This window comes from Shewanella sp. 1180_01 (genome assembly GCF_052850535.1).
Genome location: NZ_VXCT01000047.1, coordinates 15218 through 37032 on the forward strand (window position 1 = coordinate 15218; position 21815 = coordinate 37032).

Below are 21815 nucleotides of genomic sequence, written 5' to 3' on the forward strand. Positions count from 1 at the left end.
AAGGATGTTAAACCGTGAAATTTTTATAAACGATCCAATCAATAGTCGTTTAGCTAACAATGGTGTCGCACAAGTCAAGGACGATCACTCTAAAGCAGCATTAGAAACACTTGAATACGAATTAAAAACCTTCGTGTGTGATGGTGCTTATGCCAAAGGCATGGACAGCATTTTAAGTCACTACTTAAATGCGGTTAAAACCAACAGTGAACAACCAGGCGTGTGGATTAGTGGATTCTTTGGTTCTGGTAAGTCTCACTTAGCAAAAATGCTGCGTACTTTATGGACTAACCAAACGCTAAATGATGGAAGCAATGCACGCAGTGTTGTGGAGTTACCTCCTCACATTGCCGCACATTTTGATGAGCTATCATTACTAGCCATTAATCACGGTGGTTTACATGCCGCATCTGGCACTCTCGGTGCAGGTGTACGTGATCAAGTGCGTATGGCATTTCTTGGCATTATCTTTAAATCTGTCGGTTTACCAGAGCAGTATCATCTCGCACGTTTTGTTATGTGGTTAAAAGCAGAAGGCGTATTAGCTCAAGTACAACAATATGTAAAAACTCACGCTAAAGCAAAAGACGGTGTAGATAGCTGGGACAAAGAGCTTAAAAATCTACATGTATCTCCAATACTACATACCGCCATATTAGGCGCGATCCCAGGTTTTGCATCAGACGCCAAAGAAGTACGTGAGATGCTCCGTTCTCAATATATTATTGTAAAAGATGTGACCAACGACGAAATGGTATCAGCTTTAGTCGATGCAATATCTAACGATGGTGAGCTACCGTTAACCCTTGTCGTGCTAGATGAAGTACAGCAGTACATCAGTGATGATGCCCAGAGAGCGTTTGATGTACAAGAAGTGGTAGAAACCTGTAGTGGTGCAAGTGCATTAAAATCTAAATTACTGTTTATCGCCACAGGCCAAAGTGCCTTATCTGGTATGTCTAACTTGCAACGTTTATTGGGCCGTTTCCAGGTTCCGGTGCAGCTTGAAGATACCGACGTGGATTCAGTGATCCGTAAAGTTATTCTACAAAAGAAAAGCTCGGCAGAAGCACAAGTTCAATCAGTTATTGATAACAACCTAGGTGAAATATCACGTCATTTGCGTGGTAGTACCATCGAACACAATAAAGACGATGAAAAATGGATGGTAAAAGACTATCCACTATTACCTGTCCGTCGTCGCTTTTGGGAGCGAATTCTTCCCGCACTAGATAAAACCGGTACTGGCTCTCAACTACGCAATCAATTACGTGTGGTTCATGAGGCTGTTAAAAATACCGCGGAAAAAGAGTTAGGTTATGTGGTCCCCGCAGATTTTATATACGACCAAATTGCGACTAATTTGCTACAAACAGGTGTGATATCAAAAGATATTTACGAAACCATTAGCCGTAAAAAAGCGGGTAATGAAGATGAGCAATTACAAGGTCGCTTATTAGCACTTATTTTACTCATTAGTAAGCTCCCGAGTGATATTGAATATGGCATTCATTCAACGGTAGACAGCCTAGCGGATCTATTATTAGAAGATTTACAGCAAGATAAACACAAGCTGCGCCCAATCGTACCGAAAATGTTAAAAGTGCTCGAGGATGAGCATTTGATCATGTCGATGGAAACCACAGTAGGGCAAGAGTACCGCTTACAAACGGTTGAAAGCCAAGCCTGGTACGATGAATTCCGCCGTCAGGAATCTGATTTAATCGGTAACCCACAAATGCTGGAGTCATACCGTTCTAAAGAACTTCAAACTTATGTACGTCAGCAAATTGCTCAAGCACGCATTATCCAAGGCAGTGTTGCAGAGCCTCGCATGATCACGGCGATTTTTGAGGGTGAACTACCTAAAGATGCAAATACAAAAATCTGCGCTTGGGTACCAGAAGTAACAGAGAAGCAGTTTAATGATTTATCACGGGGTAGCGATCCTGATGAGGCAACCATCTTTATTCATGTGCCGACATCGCACCGTAGTGAATTACAAGCGGCAATTGTCTCGCTTAAAGCAGCAGAGAACACCTTAGACATTCGTGGTGGTGCTACTACCGACGCAGGCAAAGAAGCTAAAGATGCCATGGAGACTCGCTTACGGGATGCCGAGCGAACTAAAAAGGCATTGCTGAAAGATATCTTCTCGCAAATTCAAGTTCGCTTAGCGGGTGGTCAAGAGGTTGAAGGTGAAAATCTAAAAGATCAAATTCAAAATGCCGGTGAAATCGCCTGCCAGCGCTTGTACCATAAATTTAAAATGGCCGATGATAAAGGCTGGGCTAAAGTGTTTGAGCGTGCGAGTAAGCATGCTGATGCCAATGCTCTCGAAGCTATTGGCCATAATGATGATGCTGACAAACACCCAGTGTGTGCCGAAATAAAACGTTTTATTGGTTCAATGAAGCCAGGCAAAGATATTGTCGATAACTTCCGCCAAGCGCCTTTTGGTTGGAGTAAAGATACTATCGATGGTGCACTACTTGCTATGGTAGCAGCCAATGTTTTACGCGCCGCCGACAGCCAAGAGAGAGCGGTAGACGCTAAAAAACTAGACCGGTCTTCTATATCGCAAACAAAATTCCGCCCAGAAAATGTCACGTTATCAAAAGTACAGTTAATCAAGGTGCGTGGGGTCATTAGTACTTTGCATGATCAAACATGCAATGCAGGTGAAGAAGCAACCAATTTACCGCAAGCCATTATTAATGCTCGTAACCTTGCTCGTCGTGCTGGCGGTGAAGCACCATTACCTATGGCGCCTAGTACTAAATTGCTCACTGATTTAGAGATGTATTCTGGTAACGACCAGTTACAACAGGTGTTCGATAATAAAGAACAATTGCTTAGCGATTTTGCAGATTGGCAGGCTTTAGCAGATAAAGTTAAAGCTCGCCAAGCGCGTTGGAGTGATTTTGAACTCGCACTTAAGTATGCCAAAGATTTAAGTATTTTTACTGCCCTAGATAAAGAGCGCCAAGCGATTATCGCTAATCGCAGTTTGTTAGACGATCCAAATCCAGTGGATACCTTACTCAAGCAAGCGGTCAATGGCCTACGTGACACGCTAACGAGTCGGTTAAACGAGTACCAGCAAGAGCATAAAGCTTGCATGCTCGAGCTAGAAGAAGATGAAAACTGGCAAAAACTGGATGAAACTAAACGCAATGAATTCTTGAAAAAACGTCATCTTGATAAATTACCCGAAGTCAATGTGAGTGATGCCGCAGGCGTATTCGATTCGCTCGATGAGATCAATTTCGAGCAATGGAGTGATAAAACTGCAGCGCTACCGAGTATTTTCGACCAAGTACTTAAAGATGCCATCAGTGAGCTGACACCAAAAGTCAGGTATTACAAACTCAATAAGCCGTTAATCGAAGACGAAACCCAGCTACAAAACTGGCTGGACAAAGTCGAAAAAGATTTACGAGCAGAGCTCGCCAAGGGGCCTGTTGTGCCATCTTAAATGGTGCATTTACTTACTATATCGTATTTAGCCGCTCACCCTTGCTATATGTGTTCATCACACAAGCAAGGGTTTATCACATATATGGCTAACGGTTGATGACTAATAACTAATTGATCGAGTCTAAACACTAGCGGCAAGACAATTGTGACTAACAAATTTAAGAGATAACTATGCGCAGTTCACTCGATAAAGCATTACGTAAAAAATTAGAGACGACAGTTGAAAAAGCTCGCGAGGTGGTTGAAGCCGCAGTCACAGATGCACTAACACGACTAGGCGTAGCTGATGCCCAGGCACCCAGCTATTTATCCGATGATGAGCGTAAGCTGCGCAACACTTTGCGCGCCCATGCTCGCCAGTTAGGCGATAAGCTCGAGGGTAGCGAGCAAGAAACCGAGTCACTGGTTAATGAAATGGCCTACGAGCATTGGCATCGTATGTTATTTGCCCGTTATCTTGAGCAAAATAATCTACTCATGTATGAAGGCACCCCGGTAACACTGGATGAGTGCAACGAGCTTGCCGAAGAAGAACCCGATTGCAAAGACGGCTGGGAGCTGGCAGGGCGTTTGGCACAAAAAATGTTGCCACAAATATTTCGTGCCGACTCACCAGTATTTGCGATTAAGTTATCCATCAACCATATCAATACTCTCGAAAATCTCATCGCAGAGTTAGATTTAGCCACTTTCCAAGCCCAAGACAGCCTGGGTTGGTGTTATCAGTTTTGGCAAAATAAAAAGAAAAAGCAGGTGAATGAGTCTGGGGTAAAGATAGGCGCTAAAGAGTTAAGTCCAGTTACCCAGTTATTTACCGAACCCTATATGGTCAGCTTTTTGCTCGATAATGCCTTAGGTGCCTGGTGGGCTAAACGCCGCTTAAGCAGTGATGATTTAATCCGCGCTAACAGCGAACAAGAACTGCGTGAATTGGCCGCTATTCCTGGTGTTCCACTTGAGTACCTACGCTTTGTTAAGGATGAAGGTGCCTACAGCGAAGATAAAAGTGCCGACAGCGAACAGAATGAGGGCAGCTGGAAGAGTGCTGCAGGTGATTTTGACAAATGGCCTGAGCATTTAAGCGAGCTGAAAACCCTCGATCCCTGTTGTGGTTCTGGCCACTTCTTAGTGGCAGTCTTTTTAATGCTAGTTCCAATGCGCATGTATCTTGAAGGCTTAACGGCTAAAGAGGCGGTGAATGCGGTATTGCAAGATAACATCCATGGCCTAGAGCTTGACCAACGCTGTGTGGAGTTAGCTGCGTTTGCCTTAGCGCTTGAAGCATGGCGATATCCTGGGGCGGGTGGTTATCGTGTTCTGCCTGAGCTGCAATTGGCTTGCTCGGGTATGTCGACTACTGAAGCACAAAAAGAGTGGAAAGATTTAGCTAAGGGTGATGAAGCACTTTCTGATGCCATCACCTGGATGCAGCATACCTTTAAAGATTCATCAACTCTGGGTAGTTTGATTGATCCAACTAAATCACTAGATGAAGGTCAAACTCCACCTTGGGAATTGCTACAACAAGCGATAACTATTAAATCTGATGCGAGTAGCGATGCTAAAGCTGCCGCGCAAGGTTTAGCCATGGCGGCTGGATTGTTAGCTGATAAGTATCAGTGGGTAGTAACAAACGTCCCCTACTTAACCAGAGGTAAACAATCTTTAAAATTGACTAAATTTATTGAGACACATTACTATGATGCTAGAAGAGACCTTGCAGCAGTAATGACTTGTAGGGCATTCAAACTTGCTCCGTCCGGAAAATCTTCAATAGTTTTACCTCAAAATGTATTTCAGCTTACGGGCTACAAAGACTTTAGGTGCAGCTTTTTAAACAATAGAACTTTAGTGTCTTATGCCAGGTTAGGGACTAGAGCTTTTGAAACAATATCTGGTGAGACGGTGTCAGTATCTTTGATTGACGTGGACTCCTTGCAATCTGAGACTCCAAACCATATCAATGTTTATGATGTAAGCGAATTAAACTCTGCAAAGTTAAAATCTACTATTTTGAAATCAATGAAGCCATTGGTTTTTTTACAGAGTAATTTACTAGAAAAACCAGATTACAGGTTTGTTTTCAACTCTGATCTAAATAAAGTTTTGTTAGAAAAGTATTCAGATGGCGTGCACGGTCTTGGTACAAAAGATTCTCAAATGTTCATGAGGCAACAATGGGAGGTACCATTTGGAAATGCTAATTGGGAATTTGTACAAACATCTATTACTGGTGTAGGTGACTGGAGTGGTATGGATAGTGTTATTTACTGGGAAAAGGGAAATGGTGAGCTTCATGAACGTGCAAAAGCCGGTAAAGCAATACTAGCTGGAGCTTTGGCTCACAATAAAAAAGGAATATTAGTGTCGCCTGTTGGTGAGCTTAGATGTTGCTTATATCACGAATCTCTTTTTGATAAGAGTACAGCTGTTATTTCACCAATTGATAAAAGTGATACAGAAGCTATTTATTGCTATGTTCAATCAAGCACATTTAAAGAAGAAATTAAATTACTTGATAGTAAAGTAGCTGTGACTAATAAAACTTTAGTGAAAGCTCCTATTGATCTTTCATATTGGAGAAGTCTTTCTGAAGACAAATATCCAAATGGCCTCCCGCAACCCTATACAGACGACCCGACTCAATGGATTTTCCATGGTCACCCTTGTGAATCTGTAATTTGGAGTGAAGAAACCAAAACTACTGCTGTAGGCAACCCGCGCCAGGATGATACCGTACTGCAAGTCGCCGTCGCCCGCTTACTCGGCTACCAATGGCCTGCTGAATTAGACAAAGACATGGAACTGGCACCTGAAATGCGTCAGGTGATGCTAAAAAATGCTGACTTTAATGGACTAGTCGATGACGATGGCATTGTTTGTATCCCGGCTATTCGTGGTGAAATGAATGCGGTTAAACGTGTAGAGGTAATATTACAAAAAGCCTATGGCTCAGCCTGGTCAAACTCGGTTGAGGCTAAGCTGCTTAAGGCTGTGAAGTCCACCAGCATAGATGATTGGCTTCGTGATAAATTTTTTGAACAGCATTGTAAGCTGTTCCAACATAGGCCTTTCATCTGGCAGATTTGGGATGGTTTAAAAGATGGTTTTTCGGCATTAGTCAATTACCACAAGCTGGACTATAAAGGCCTTGAACGTCTTATTTATACTTACCTCGATGATTGGATCAGTACCCAAAAACGCGGTATCGCCGATGGTATCGATGGTGCTGATATTCGTTTATCTGCCGCTGAAAACTTAAAGACACAACTCGAGGCAATCTTAGCGGGTGACAAAGGCTTGGATATTTTCGTGCGCTGGAAATCTTTAGCCGAACAGCCTATTGGCTGGAACCCAGACTTAAACGATGGGGTACGCTTAAATATTCGTCCATTCATGTACGCCCAAGATATGGGTAAAAAAGGCGCTGGGGTATTACGTGCGGCACCAAATATCCATTGGAAAAAAGATCGCGGCAGCGACGTCGATTCTGCACCTTGGTTTCATCTTGGCCCAGAGTACGGCGGCAAAGAAGGTGATCGCATCAACGATCACCATTTAACGCTGGCTGAAAAAAAAAGCGGCTAGGGACGTAAAAGGACAACAGGATGTCTAAAAATATAACAGGGGCAGAATATGCCCTGTCAAAAATATTTAGTTCAGATTTCGACTATGAGATCCCTCCTTATCAGCGACCTTATGCCTGGACGACAGAGCAAGCAGGTGAACTGTTTGATGATCTGTATGATTTTTATCGCCATGAGGTGGATGAAAGTTACTTTCTAGGCAGTATTGTATTGGTGAAAGAGGACAGTAAGCCTCATTCAATAGTCATTGATGGTCAGCAACGACTTACCACTCTGACAATATTGATAGCTGCACTGACTTCCTTAGTTGATGATGACGAAGCAAGAAGTGAATGTTTTTCTTATATTCAGGAACCAGGAAAGAAATTTCAAGGTATTCCATCAAAACCTCGTTTAGCACTGAGACAGAGAGATAGAGCATTTTTTGCCAATACAGTACAGGCGCTCAAGTTTAAAGAACTTAATGCGCTTGATGAGGCTATGTTAGCAAATGAGTCACAGATTAATATTTGCAAGAATGCGTTGTTATTGCAGAATAATCTTCGTAAAAGTTTTAGAACAGAAGATGATCTAATCGAGTTTGGGGTATTTTTGATGACTCGTTGTTTTTTGGTTGCTGTAACGTCACCAAGTCAACAGTCAGCATTTCGTGTGTTCTCGGTACTCAATAATCGTGGCTTAGATTTGTTACCATCTGACCTGATTAAAGCTGATGCAATTGGGAAGATAACAGAGTTAAAGCGTGATCAGTTTAATGATAAATGGGAAGCGATAGAGGTCGAAACCGGAAGGGATGGTTTAAATGACCTCCTTACTTATATTCGCATGATCTACGCGAAAACTAAGGCTAAGCGTGCTTTACTTGAAGAGTTCAAAGAGCATGTTCTTACCAAAACGCCTCATCCAGAAGTATTAATTAATGATGTGATCTCTCCCTTTGCAGATGCTTACTTAATTGCGCGTGATTGTGCATATCAGTCAACGCTTAATGCAGGTGATATTAATCAAAAGCTTTATTGGTTGAATAGAATTGATAACTCAGATTGGCTGCCCGTAGCAATTAGTTATATCGCTAAATTTGGTTTAGATAGTGATGCAGTTTTAGATTTTGTTTTTAAATTAGAACGTCTAGCAGCCAAGCTCCATGTATGCGCGGCCAATATCAACCAACGTATAGAACGTTATGGGGAAGTGCTTGCTGAAATAGAGCAAACGATTTCTTCGGATATTGCATCATTGAATCTAACGGGGGATGAAATTAAAGAGTTTATCTCATCGATTGACGGCAATGTTTACCATTTGACTGCTCGTAGAAGGAACTACTTAATTTTAAGAGTTGACTCTTTCCTTTCTGATGGAGCTGCAAAATATGATCATTCAGTGCTGACTATTGAACATGTTTTACCGCAAACAGTAGAGCAAAGCAGTGAATGGGAACGTAATTGGCCAGATCCTGAAGAGAGAGAAACCTGGACTCATCGTTTAGCTAATCTAGTACCGTTAACACAACGAAGAAACTCACAAGCTTCTAACTTTGATTTTGATCGCAAGAAAACGGCTTATTTTGGCGGTAAGAATGGTGTGTCTTCGTATGTGTTGACGACCCAAGTACTTAAAGAGCCTACGTGGACGCCAAACGTGTTAAACCATAGACAAATTGAGTTAGTTGAAATTTGTAAACAGCATTGGAATTTAGATGTTAATCGCTAATTATTTAATCGAGCAACTCCGCAACTCTGCTACCTACAATTCTGCTGTGCAAGTTGCTCCAGCGGCAATTTTATGGACAGATATTGATAAGCAGTGGCAGTCTGCAATGCCGTTTATCAAACAACAACTGCCTGAGTTGATTGAGCTTGGCGAGTATAAGCCTGAGGAGCGTACAGGCCCTGCAATATGGATTAAGTGCGCCATTGCGGGGATGTTAGATGATTGCCAATTACCTTTTGGTAAAACGCCAATTATCTATTTACCTGGAGTAGGACGTAAAGATTTACGTGCTATTGAGCAGTGCCCTGATTATCTTCGTCCGCTAGCAGAGCTTCAATATCGTGGTTGCTGGTGGGCGTATAATTCGGCTGGCCGTGATTGGAGCGTATCGTCATTTCTGACCAATCCCAATGTCGGTTTAGGCCTGGATTTAGCTAAAGATAAAAAAACCTTGGATGCGATAATTCAGGTGTTACCGGATATTCTTGAATCACCGGCAGACCGTTTACAAGGTAAGAAACTCACCGCGGATGAGTTTTATGCCATTGTATTAAATGATCCTGCTAAGGATATTTTGGGTTGGTTGAATAATCCCCAAGAGAAAGAGTCCCAATGGCAAGGCAATAAATGGGACATTTTCAAGCAATCTTGCGCTCAGAATTACGGTTTTACACCGAGTCTGACTCAACTGAATATCCCATTAACTCTGCTATGTGAAGCCGATGGGGCTTGGCAAAGCGTGTGGCAGCGCTTTATTGATACCGCATCTAACCTCCCTCTACTGGTTAAGCGTTTAACTGACGTTGAGCCATCAGGCTTAGCGTTTGAGGCGCAGCATTACCTATTTGAGAATAACCGTGACGAACTTATGATTGAAAGCGAGCTTAAAGCGCTAAAAGATAAGATGCGTGTTGATATTGCTGCGGTTATTACTCGATTATGGAGCGAACAACACCAGCGCCAATCTTGGGTTTGGGCTCAATTAGGTTTATCTCCATGGCTAGCAATATTAGCTGAGTTAAAAGCTGTGCTTGAGCATACAGAAATCCCCTTTAGTGGTTCAACACCTCAAGCTATGGCAGAGTTTTACCAAGAACGATTTTGGCAAGCTGATGCTTCGGCCATTGCCGCCATGGCTAAGGCGCAAGATATCCACCAGCAAGAAGTGATTGCTGATGTGTTAACGGTTATCTATACGCCTTGGTTAGAGCTGGTAACATTGAATTTCCAAACCTTGGTGGAGCAAAATGGCTACCCTGGGGATAATCAAATTAAAGAATCTACATCACATTACACAGTAGGCAGTGAGGTTATCTTTTTTGTTGATGGTTTGCGTTTTGATACTGCGAAATTATTAGAAGTTAAGTTAAGGAGGCTTGGTCTTAATATCGATTTAACCACCCAATGGGCGGCACTACCATCGTTAACTGCGACGGCTAAAGCTGCGGTTACGCCGGTGGCTGATTTATTGTCGGGCTTACAAGATAATGAAAACTTTACACCTGTTCTATTAGGTACCGAGTCAGAGTTTTCTTCTTATCATTTTAAAAAAGCCTTAGCCGAAAAAGGTTGGCAATATCTAGATGGTTTAGAAACTGGTGAACCCAATGGTTATGCCTGGGTACAAACGGGCGATCTCGACAACATGGGACATGCTCAACAACGTAAAATGCCATTGCATATTGATGCTGTGCTTAATGATGTTGCAGCTCGGATAGAAGGGCTTTTCAATGCGGGATGGAAGCGTATTAAGGTGGTAACAGATCACGGCTGGCTTTGGGTGCCAAACAAATTGGCTGAGGCGAGTATCCCTAAAACATCGGTTAAAAAGCGCTTAGCACGCTGTGCTATTTTAAAAGACAATATGAGCTCATCTGGGTTAACGGTTCCTTGGCATTGGAACCCAAGTGTGACCGTTGCGATGGCTCCTGGCATTGCAGGTTATGTTGGTGGGGATTACTACAATCACGGTGGTTTGAGCCTACAAGAGTGCTTAACGCCAGTGCTAAAGATTAAGAAAGTAAAAATATAACGTTGATAATTTAGGATTGGTTTATTCGTATGGATACAAATGCACTTTCTATCTCTGATATTGAATTGTCAAAGGTCTTTGGAAACGAAGTAGCGACAAAATATACTGAAGCAGTAGAGGTTTATAGGCTTTTTCCTGATCTATCACTAATGCGCTTTAGGCAAATAACTGAATTACTGTGCGATAGGTTAGCTAAACATTATGACTTAAGTCACTGTTTTGGGTTAAGCTTATTTGAGGTTATTAATGAGTTAGAAGGCTTTGGTTATATAGATAGGCAGACAACTTCAAGGCTACACAAAATACGAATCTCAGCTAATTCAGTCGTTCATTCTAGAAGCTCAGAAGAAAGTGATTCAGTTATTAGTGACTTTGGCAGTTTAACAAAAGATGCTGCACATTGCCGTACAGATGTTTGCACATTATTTATCTATTTCAGACAGCAACTTTTTAATCATAAGATTAATTATAAAGTAGTAGAAGATCAGTTAGTTCATATTGAATATAAAGAGTTAATTGCGAAAGCAATGCTTTCTGATAATGCAAAAGATAAGTTTTTGGCGGGGAAGGCTGTTGAAAGGCTTTTCGAAGAGTATTTAGGTACAAATCCAAGCGTAGTTTGTACAGAACAAAACTCGGCGCATCAAAAATCAATGTTACGTATTGCTGCAGAGTTATATAGAGCTGCTATTGAAATAGATGCTGAGCTTGATGGCGTGCCTTTATCCTATATTTCGGATAAAAATAAGCGCATTGACTATATGTATAGTCGCACCAATGCCGAGTATCTATACCACTTTGCCGATGTTGTTTTATCCGATTCTATTAGTGAAGAACTCAAAATAGAAGGCCGAAAAGCATTAGAAGTTGCAGCAAAAAAAGGAAATTTACCTTCAAAAGCGCTTCTCGGCGCTCTGAAATATAGAGAAGCACTATACGAAGAAGCATTTGATCTTTTAGTGTCTTCGGCTGCGGAAGATCAAGTTATCGCACTACGGTGGCTGTATTATTATTATTCTGATGGAAAAGCATGCGAACAAGAACTCGATAAAGCCCTTTTTTATATAGAAAAAGCTATCGAATTAGGCTGTGTTTCTTCAATGCTCGAATTAGGACAGGCTTTATATCATGCTGATATTGTTGCTAAAGATCTTACTCGATCAAGATTTTTACTTGAAAAAGCAGAAGGGCTCGGAAGTAATAAAGCTACTTTATTCATTAATATGTTTTTAAATGATGGCATTAAAGTTATGCAAGAAAAAATGTTATCGGTTATAGCGGCTTTTGATAGTTTGTCTGCTAACGAAAATAAAGTGCATCAAAAAGTTATGAAAAAGAAGTATCCAGTAAATAGTCCATGCCAATGCGGCTCTGGTAAAAAATATAAAAAATGCTGTGGTTCGAGCGTTGATAGAAATAGTACTATGGTTACGAAATCGATATTAGAGCGATAGCTGAGAGCCTATAGTTAATTCAAGGACCATTTATATTACTGTGTTTTAGTTACACTTGGATTTGTATAAATGTTGTTTGTTATCATTGGTAACGTAATCCGCTATAAAAGCGGCTTTTTTGATCTATGCTAGTGCATTTACCTAAAATACGCTTTTATGTTTAATCCTACCACTTTGTATAGTTTCAACGTTTTGTACGATCGAATCGGTTAGCTCTTGAGAGTAATCACCTCGTTGATAGAGCAAGATTAACGTGTCATCTAGCTCGATATCAAATAGCGTACAAATTTCTGCCATATCTTCGATGTCCATAGCACGCTTGTAGGCGTCCATTTGTCCTGACAAATTATAAATACTAAAGATACTGGCCATCACTCGTTTATCTTCGGTTTTCTCACCACCGCCAGGATTCACAATGCGGTTGAATTCGACGGATTCACCATTATTTAAGCTCTGAGTAAAATGTTGTGCCCTAGATTTAGCACAACTAGCTGTGTAGTCATTATAAGTGACACCATTAACCCATTGAGCCTTAATCCAGTTTTGATGTTCTCCACGTAATGCACGACCTTTTTTACGAAACGGCCCATCATTGCCGAGCAGTTCTTGTCTAATAAGTTGAATGGCGCTTAGTAATTCAGAGTCAGTAGTCAATGCACTATAATCAAAATCTGAATCAGTAAGCTTACCAGGAACGACAATGTAACCTTTGGTTAAGTATGTTTTTGAGTCATCAAGCTTTCTGGTTACGGTAGTTTCTACTGTGGGTGTAACAAGAGTGCCTCTGTCGAATCCTCGGACATTATACTTAGCGCAAATTTGTTCAAATACGTCCTGAAGTCCTTCAAACTCTTTGTCCTTATCTTGGGACTCTAAATGCTCTAATAACTCACTGTATGCTCGAACCGCATCTAGATTGGTATAGTGTTTTGCCTGTGTATTTTGATGATAGCCACATGCACGACCAATGTTGGCCTGGACCACTGCTGCAATGTTGGCAATACTACTGTCCCAGGTATTGATTAATGTCTCTTTCATTTCCTGACCAAAATTAACACCAGCGCGGAATCCTGCGACAGTAATAGCAATTAGTTTTTCATCAAATAGACTTGCCGTTTCAAACTCCCTTTTTAAATCATCAATGGAGCAGAGTTCATGATCCTCAACACCGACTAACTTTTGGCCAACTATGTGAATTTGGTCTTCATCAATACCATTTTCGAGTAAGATCTGTTTTGCCAACTTTGCTTGATTACTTGGAACTCTGACGAGAGACCAACCAGTACCCACATGTTCTTTAAATTGCTTAATAAAGCGCTTTCTCATCAGCGATTCTTCACAGAAATCTCGGTGACTCTCATCAAGTCTAATAATCTGGTTGAGGCGATGCATTTGGCGAATACCATGATATTCGCTACTTGTCTGATGAAATACGAGAGAGGTATTAAAGTTATGGTGCAATATGGAGTCTGCACCCGCAGCATAAAGAGCGCTGAATGGTGTTGCGGAAACAAAAGCAACTCGGCAATGAATATTATCCCTTTCTAAGTAACTGAACACTTTATCATAACGGACACTGTCGCTACTTGAACCATAGTGGCATTCATCAATGATAATAAGTTGTGGCTGATGATGTTTAAAATCCACTTTTAGGGCTGTTTCGAAGTTGGTAAAGTTGCTTACAACGACATTTTTACATGGAGCTAAATCTTTTTTAGCTTGTTCTTGAAGGGCTATATCAGCCATGGTGACTAGGTAAAGTGTATCTTTTAACTTTTTTCTATCGCGAATGAATTCATCAGAAAGTGATAGTCGTTGTAACCCTGCTAATGCTAAAGCAATCCCAGATTTACCTGATTGCATCTCAGCGCAAATAACGACGGCTCGCGAGCCTGTATTGAATTTAGAGAATGTGTTGTTAGCAGCATTTCTCTGATGTTCAAACGTATGGTCCAATATCGCTTTTTCAGCGTATTCTCTGTGATTCTGTGTCATTAGCTCAGATCTTTAGTCAAATTGTTGGAAAAACTGCAGCTATTTAGTAAGCATTTTCAGCAATGTCTGAAAAATGTGACTCATCACTCAACTCACCTGACTTATCAGGAAGTTTATTATGTTCTTTTTTAGCTAAAGAGCGCTCAATGTCATATTCACCACGTTTATAGAGAACAAACATAGTGTCATCGCGTTCAATACCAAAGTAGTCACACATTGCCCAAACATCATCCAAGGACATGATCTTTTTATCTACTTTACGACGGGATATATTGTAGATACTGAATATCGATGCGGTGATCAGTTTGTTCTCTGATAATTCACCGGAGCCAGGAGCGACAACTCTATTGAATTCAAGATATTCACCTTTATCTAACATGCCTGTGTACATGATGGTTTTCTCTTTTTGAGTTCCATCAACTCGAGCTTTTTCTGGGTTGTTATAACTATCGCCATTAATCCAATGCGCCTTGATCCAGTTTTTGCCTTTACCGCGCATAGCACGACTGCCTTTGACGCAGGGAGCTCCTTTAGCAGTAAATTCATTCCGAATAACGTCTATTGCCTGTAAAAAATGCTTGTCTCGAGTGAATTGGCTAAAATCTGCATCTTCCTCAAGCAGCTTCGCTGGGACTGCAACGTAACTATCGGTTTTATAGGTTTCTACATCTCCGATTGGTCTACGACGTTTGTATTTAATTGTAAGTCCAACATCAAGGCCATTTACTTGATATTCTTGACAAATATCATCAAAAAACTCTTTCAATCCATCAAAATCAGAGGCGGCGTTGTCGGAACAGGTAAGTTCTAAGTGGTCTAGTATTGCGCCATATGCTTCAGTTGCATTTAAGTTGGTGTAGTGGGTCGATGCATTATTGCCATGGTAACCACACGCACGACCAATGTTTGCTTGAACTACAGCAGCGACACTGGCGACTGTACTATCCCAAGTAGAGATGAGATTGTTTTTCATCATCGCACCGAAATTGATACCCGCGCGGGCACTGGCGACCGTAATCGCTATCAGCTTATCTTCGAACAACAATGCGTCATCAAACTCCTTTTTAAATCTTTCAATTGAGCAATGTTCGTCTTCTGGTACACCACTCAATGAATTACCGATAATGTAGATGGCGTTTTCGTCAATTCCTTGCGTGATTAAAAATTGTTTGGCCTCCATTGCCAATCCTGCTGGTACCCTAACTAACGACCACCCCATCCCTTCGTGTTGCTTAAATTGAGTTATAAATGCATCTCTTTCCTGCGATGGGAAAAGAAAATTGCGGTTATCGTCAATAAGCGCTTTAACCTTACCATTATTTAACATTTCGCGAACACCGTAATACTCATCACTTGTTTTATGAAAAACCAGGCGAGTATTGAAGTCGCGTCTTAAAATCGAATCCTTGAGTGCTTTAGAGGCAACATCATTAGCTTCTTTTAAAAGTTCTTCATCCTGCTTAGATTCTGCTTCTGTTTGCAGTTCTAACGCTTCTTGATATTCGGTTTCCGCACCGTAAAGCGCACCAAAAGGTGTTGCTGAAATAAACACAACGTTGCAGGAATCGTTTTCTTGTTCTAGATAATCGAAAATTTTGCTATATCGAACGGCTGCCACATTAGAGCCATAGTGACATTCGTCGATAATAATCAGTTTAGGTGGGTTGCCTTTGAACTCATTCTCAAGCGCTTTTTCAAAGTTAACAAAGTTACTGACAACAACGTTTTTGGCTAGTTTTAAGTCTTCTTCAGCTTGTTCTTTGAGTGCGGTATCGGGCATTGTGACAAGGTAAAGTGTATCTTTGAGCTGTGCTCTGTTACAAATTTGTTGAACAGTTAAGCTAAGTCGTTGTAAACAACATAAAGCCAGCGCGATTCCCGATTTGCCTGCTTGCATTTCCGCAGCGGTAACAACGGCCCTGACTTGCTCACTTGATAATGCATTAAAGGTTTTTTGTGCAGCATTGATTTGGTGAGAGTGCAATGCGTTACTATCTAAAATATGCTGTACTTTTTGACGCATTTTTTGAGCTTTTGAGTCCATTCTGGCTACCTTGTTTTTAATTTAAAATACTATAACACGTTAATTTTAATTAATATATTTTAAAAATCGCATGTTTAATTGAAATTGTGAAGTGAGAATTTTAGATAGTCTGGCAAGAGGATACTACACCTGCATGATGCCACTGATGTTTAAGTTAATGTGTTTGCGTTTACCACAATATGGTTTCAGTGTAGTGCTAAAAAATACATATACAGCAAAGATGAAGACACCGTAATTTATAGTGCAAATATTTATTAAAAATATGATCTTAGTGAGTAGAAAAGGTTGAGTCTTATCGTGTAGCATGTGTCAAATTCAAGCTTGCGTAAGGATTACCATGCCTGTTCCTCCCCCTTGCACGACATTTATTTGTTCGAATTGCGACTGGCACAAAATAGTGGTGTTTAAAAGTGATGTCATTACGCGTGGCTACAACTGGTTTGATGTATGTCCTAAGTGTCGTGCTGGATGAGTACATCAACGCCCAGAAACAGGCTAACGGTTTTGATCTGCGTTACACCGAGACTATGTCTCCATTAGAGAAAGATTGGCGCGATTGTTCCAATGTACTTTCACGTCGTGATTTTAATGAATTGATGACGTCTGGTTGGAGCGACTCAAAATGAGCGTTACTAAAATGGTTATAGCTGGCTTATCAAGGATGGAATATTTATGACCGCGGTTGTTAAAATTAATAAAAGTGCACTGTTTGAACTGATTATGGCAGCTTTAGAAGCATATGCAATAAAGCATGATAAACAAAAATTAGTTGCTATTGAAACGGGTGCACACCTTTGGGGCTCTATTAATAGACAATTACCCTTTAAGTGTAACATTGAGCATGTATCAGTCGAAACATCAGCGAAACGTGCTAGGGGAAGTGTTCGTTGGAACCCATCTTCACTAGAATTAAAAAAAGATATAGCTTCAGTTTTTGGTGATGGTTTTAATTATATTGGTTCATTTCATACGCATCCATGGTTAAAAAATGAATTATACGGCGATAAAAAAATTGAAGGACCTGAAAGTATAAGGAAAGATAAACTCTTCGATTTTTCTTCAAGCGACCATAAGTGTGAAATTAACTCACCTGAAATTACCATTGGTAAAAGAAAATTCAGTGTTGCACTTGTCATGACAGTTTACTCAATGGAACGTGCCAATGACCTTAAGGATGGTGAAATAGATTCTCATATTGAAGAGTTCTCTCTCGGCAATGTTAAGCTTTGGTTGCAGGGCAGGGTTTTCGAACACAAATTATTAAACCTGTGCAGTGATGCGGAGCTTAAGGCGTTCGAATCCTATGGATTAAAAGTTAGTAATTTTAAAGGCACAGACCTTTTACCTATACCTGTAAATACGACGATTGAGTGTAAATCCTTCACTGACCTGGATCTTTATTTAAAGAAATTTGGCCGTTTGACAGCTGAAGAAACAGGGGCTGAGTATTTAAATAGCAGTAAAGCTGAAACTCGCTTGTTCGCGTGGTAGTGATCTCTTTAGAACTAGTTTTTGAAGCGGAATGGCCAGCGAATAAGTTGAAAAATAGTTAAGCAGTAAAAACAGTTTTTGTGGACATTTACTGCTTAGTCCAATCGGTGTTTAAACCAATTGGGTTTATATTGATGGTTTTCAAAATGGTTAGAATAATAAAATGGAGTATCAAGGATGATCCAGCTAATAGTCGGTTTTTTCATTCTGTGTTTGGCCCTTTTTGTATTGAAAAAATGTTTTTCGATAATTAAGTATCTCCTCGGCATCATATTGGGTCTTGGGATTTTCGCTTTATGTGGAGTCCAGGCTGGTGTTAGCTATGCTGTTGAAAGAATGTTTAACACTTTAAAAATAAATAATGTAATGTTTTATTTATTTTGTATATTTTCGATTTTTACTTCAGTGTATATAGGCTTTTTTTGGGATGGAGGTTACTTTGATTTACTGACATTTAGCTCACTTAAATATCTTGCAATATCAGCTGCATATATCGCTGTTGCGGTAAAGTTACGTAATTTTGAAGAGATTAGTAAGAAGCTGTATGGCATCGAGTTTTTCCTATCTAAGAGAAAAGAAATTTATTTTTCTCTATATTTTTCAATTTTTACAGCCGCAATATCATTTTTTATCTATGATATCGCTTATTATTTAAGTGTTGCTGTGGGTTTTTATGTAGATAGTCAAGTGGTCTGGTATGTAGGACTTGTATATTGGCTTATATCACTCTTTGCCTCAGCTTACGCTTTTGGCTCAATTTATGAATTAGATTCCTTGTATTCTAATATAGAGTCTTCATTTGATGACTTCGATGTGATTTACATTGATAAATTAGTTGTTGATCTGAAAGGTGATTCTAACTCTATAGATGATATTGACATTATTCATGTTGTTAAAGATTATGTTGCACTTGGTGTGTTGGAAGGCAATCTATTTGATTTGGAATTGGCGAATAAGAATGTCGCTGTATTTAGAAAGGATGACTTCGAATCTAGAAATAGAGTTTTTGAGGGTGTGATAGATGCTGGCTTTGCTTTTAATAAGGATGAACTGGTAAAAATAGTTATTGATGTTTTTTCGTTTGAGAAAAATAATGCTATTTATTATGTTGAAAATGATTTGAAAACAGCTGGGTTATATAATTTCAATGATGGTCGTAAATATTTTTCATATAGGAATGTCAGCCGTGTGAAAACATGCAGCTGTTGTGGATTTACTGTGGAATCAGGTGAACCTATAACCCAAGAATGGTTTTGTTCTGATATTTGTAAAGAAACAGAGAAATTTTGTTTGGGTATTAAAAATAAGCCTTATGATGAATTTTTAAGTAGTGCAGCTTCTTCAGGATTTATCATAATGTCTGGCGCACAAGCCTGGAATGATAACCATAAAATTTTTGCTGATGGAGGTCAAGGCCATGGTTTTGCTGCTGAGAATGCTAATACCTATATAGATAAACTATCGGGTAAATCAGCATCAACCATTGGGGGGGACAATAAGAAAGACGGAGCTGATCGTTTCGTTAATGGCGAGTTGCTCCAAACTAAATACTGTGCAACTGGGCGACGTAGTGTTAATGCCGCATTTCATGGCGATGGGGACTATCGATATCTCGATGATAATGGACGCCCAATGTTACTTGAAGTGCCAAAAGAACAATATGACGATGCAGTAAGGACATTTGCGGAAAAAATCAAACAGGGAAAAGTTCCTGGTGTTACTGATCCGGAAAAAGCTAAAGACATTATATCTAAAGGAAACATTACATATGACCAAGCTAGGAATATCACCAAATTTGGAACTATTGAATCAATTTCTTATGATCTTGCAGAAGGTGTAGTCGTTGGTTTTAAATCCGCAAGTATTAGTTTTGGTATTACCGCAGCAATTTATTTCATTAATACTAGAGATAAAAATCAGGCAATTAAGGTTGCAACATTACAAGCTGGTAAGACCTTTAGTCGTTCTCTGTCGATATATGTTACCGTTCAACAACTTCATCGCTTATCTAGTGTGCAAAGGACATTAGGAGTTATTGATGTTTCTAATCTTTCTCCAAGTTGTAGAACGATATTAGGAGATGGTTTTGGTGTGAGTTCAACCTCCGGTATAAACAAAGCGCTAAGAGGGACTGTTATCACATCTGCGGTTTTGATAGCCGTTTCAACCGGTCCAGATCTAGTCAAAATGATTCGAGGGCGTATTTCAGGCGCGCAATTTTTGAAAAATGCCGCAGTTGTTTCATCTTCTGTTGTTGGTGGTACGATTGGCTCGATAGCTGGTGGTGCTTTGTTTTCGCCTTTTGGGCCTGCTGGTATGGTCGCTGGCCGTGTCGTCGGTGGTATGGTGGGGGGGACAGTTTCTGCATTTATAGTGAATAAAGTGTCAGGCAAATTTATGGAAGCCGATAGTCAAAAAATGCTCAAAGTTGTCAAAGACCAGTTTGAATATTTAGCAACCACATTTATGTTCACACGTGAAGAAGTAGATAATGTAAATCAGAATTTAGAGAAAATAATCACACCTGTTTTTTTAGAAAATATGTATGCAAATTACGAGAATCGATATGCGATAGCTAATTTGGGAATGAAGCCTCTATTTGTTTCAGTGATTAAACAGCGCAAAAAACTCTCAATAGAAACCAAAAATGTTATTCAAGCAATAGATGAGCTAGCCGCTTAAATGCTTAAACATTAGACTAAATAATTGATAGGTGAGAGCTAGTAAACGTTTTTAACTTCTACTAGCTCGTCTAATACGTCCTATAAATAATAACTGATACGTATCAATCCTCTCATTCAAATTTATACGTTGGTGACGGCATATTGCTCACTAAAATTTTTCAATAATGCATGTGTTGTTGTGCCACAAGCAAGACAAACCTGCTCAAGCTCTAGTATTTTGAGTTGACGTTCCCCGCTCTCGTACTTGAATACGAAACTTTGGGGTTTGCCTAATTTAGGAGCAAGTTCACTTTGATTGAACCCAGCCATCTTACGCATGGCTTTCAGTTCATTACGCAAAGCTTCTTCGCGATCCGACCATATTTTTTTCATGCTCGGATATTAGAGTAAGTTGTAAAATATCCCATTTTGAGATGTTTTATTTTTACATTAAATGAAGGAGTAGGAATGTATGAAAGTCATCAGGATAGTTGACCACTACATCTCCATCGCTGGCTCAGTTCAGTATTCCAGATAGCCAAAGCGAATGAGATCGTTGATTAGTTATATGGCATGTTTATTGTTGCACACTTAAAATTAAACACATGCAAGCAGTGTCTTATGCTTGCCTTTTAGTGATAAAGTGCCGTTACTTAAGCAATGTAAGATCTTGGCATTGAGCCATCAAAATAAATCACAGATGTGTGAAAAACATTTGAATATGGCGACTAGTGCTAGTAATAGTTAAATTTTTTGACGATGCAGTAAAGTATAATAAATACAATGGCTTATGCTATTATTTTAGTTAAAAGTTGAGGAGCCGGATTCCCAGGGTAAGTTATTGGTCTAATTGAAGAAATTATCAAAAATCGGAAGTAATGCAAAAAGTAATGCGGCACTGTGGTATGTCTTTATTCTCAATACTTTTCAATGTGTTACGCCTATAGTTCGACTCCCTCTCTCCCGCCAAATTATTAAACAAAAACAGCGACTTACGAGTCGCTGTTTTTGTTTTGGGAACTATTTGGGATCCAAATGTGGATTTTAATATAGTTGTTTAGTCTAAAATCTCCCTTCCAATCATTTTTTTCCGGTTTTACCTTAGTGATATTCTTTCACTCATTCAGCACTTATCTACCCATCTTAGGCATACTGGCAGTTGGTATGTTATCAAGTGTAGGTGTGTAAAAAATCATCTATGTTAGTTCGACAATTTCTAGAATTATTTGATGGGCTGAAAACAACTGAAATGTTGCTTAGCTAATGTGAAGGTAATAACAGTTGAAATGTTGAAACCAGCATTGTTCCGGTGATTTTTTAGAACCTTAATAATGCTGGATATTGGCATGCTTATTTTAT

At 39.9% G+C, this 21815-nt stretch carries 11 protein-coding genes; 8 read left to right on the forward strand and 3 right to left on the reverse strand.

Annotated elements, in window-relative coordinates; translation table 11 throughout:
- Positions 1-4 precede the first annotated feature (4 nt).
- The 5 genes from brxC to FW758_RS19010 all read left to right on the forward strand — a co-directional run bounded on the left by brxC (position 5) and on the right by FW758_RS19010 (position 12263).
- Positions 5-3478 (forward strand): BREX system P-loop protein BrxC, encoded by a 3474-nt coding sequence (gene brxC / locus FW758_RS18990; RefSeq protein ID WP_446446219.1) that lies wholly within the window; start codon positions 5-7, stop codon positions 3476-3478.
- A 173-nt stretch (positions 3479-3651) separates the two neighbouring features.
- Complete coding sequence (locus FW758_RS18995) at positions 3652-7068, forward strand: Eco57I restriction-modification methylase domain-containing protein (protein WP_446446220.1); 3417 nt, start codon at positions 3652-3654, stop codon at positions 7066-7068.
- Between the two features lie 20 nt (positions 7069-7088).
- Positions 7089-8777, forward strand: a complete 1689-nt coding sequence (locus tag FW758_RS19000) for a DUF262 domain-containing protein (RefSeq protein ID WP_259506666.1) — start codon at positions 7089-7091, stop codon at positions 8775-8777.
- On the forward strand, positions 8764-10809 hold the full coding sequence (gene pglZ / locus FW758_RS19005; protein ID WP_446446221.1) for a BREX-1 system phosphatase PglZ type B: 2046 nt from the start codon (positions 8764-8766) through the stop codon (positions 10807-10809). The genes FW758_RS19000 and pglZ overlap by 14 nt, the downstream gene beginning before the upstream one ends.
- Positions 10810-10838: 29 nt before the next feature.
- Positions 10839-12263, forward strand: coding sequence for an SEC-C metal-binding domain-containing protein (locus tag FW758_RS19010; protein WP_446446222.1), 1425 nt, complete (start codon positions 10839-10841; stop codon positions 12261-12263).
- Between the two features lie 141 nt (positions 12264-12404).
- Here the strand turns inward: FW758_RS19010 and FW758_RS19015 are convergent, their stop codons facing one another.
- On the reverse strand, positions 12405-14258 hold the full coding sequence (locus tag FW758_RS19015) for a DEAD/DEAH box helicase family protein (RefSeq protein WP_446446223.1): 1854 nt from the start codon (positions 14256-14258) through the stop codon (positions 12405-12407).
- A 43-nt stretch (positions 14259-14301) separates the two neighbouring features.
- Complete coding sequence (locus tag FW758_RS19020) at positions 14302-16302, reverse strand: DEAD/DEAH box helicase family protein (protein ID WP_446446224.1); 2001 nt, start codon at positions 16300-16302, stop codon at positions 14302-14304.
- Between the two features lie 413 nt (positions 16303-16715).
- On the opposite strand from FW758_RS19020, the gene FW758_RS19025 reads away from it, so the two are divergent.
- The 3 genes from FW758_RS19025 to FW758_RS19035 all read left to right on the forward strand — a co-directional run bounded on the left by FW758_RS19025 (position 16716) and on the right by FW758_RS19035 (position 20475).
- Complete coding sequence (locus FW758_RS19025) at positions 16716-16928, forward strand: hypothetical protein (RefSeq protein ID WP_446446225.1); 213 nt, start codon at positions 16716-16718, stop codon at positions 16926-16928.
- A 46-nt stretch (positions 16929-16974) separates the two neighbouring features.
- A complete protein-coding gene (locus FW758_RS19030; protein WP_446446226.1) occupies positions 16975-17793 on the forward strand; it encodes a hypothetical protein in 819 nt (272 codons plus the stop codon).
- A 177-nt stretch (positions 17794-17970) separates the two neighbouring features.
- Positions 17971-20475 (forward strand): hypothetical protein, encoded by a 2505-nt coding sequence (locus FW758_RS19035; RefSeq protein WP_446446227.1) that lies wholly within the window; start codon positions 17971-17973, stop codon positions 20473-20475.
- A gap of 122 nt (positions 20476-20597) precedes the next feature.
- Here the strand turns inward: FW758_RS19035 and FW758_RS19040 are convergent, their stop codons facing one another.
- Positions 20598-20849, reverse strand: a complete 252-nt coding sequence (locus tag FW758_RS19040) for a helix-turn-helix domain-containing protein (RefSeq protein WP_076502211.1) — start codon at positions 20847-20849, stop codon at positions 20598-20600.
- Between the last annotated feature and the right edge of the window lie 966 nt (positions 20850-21815).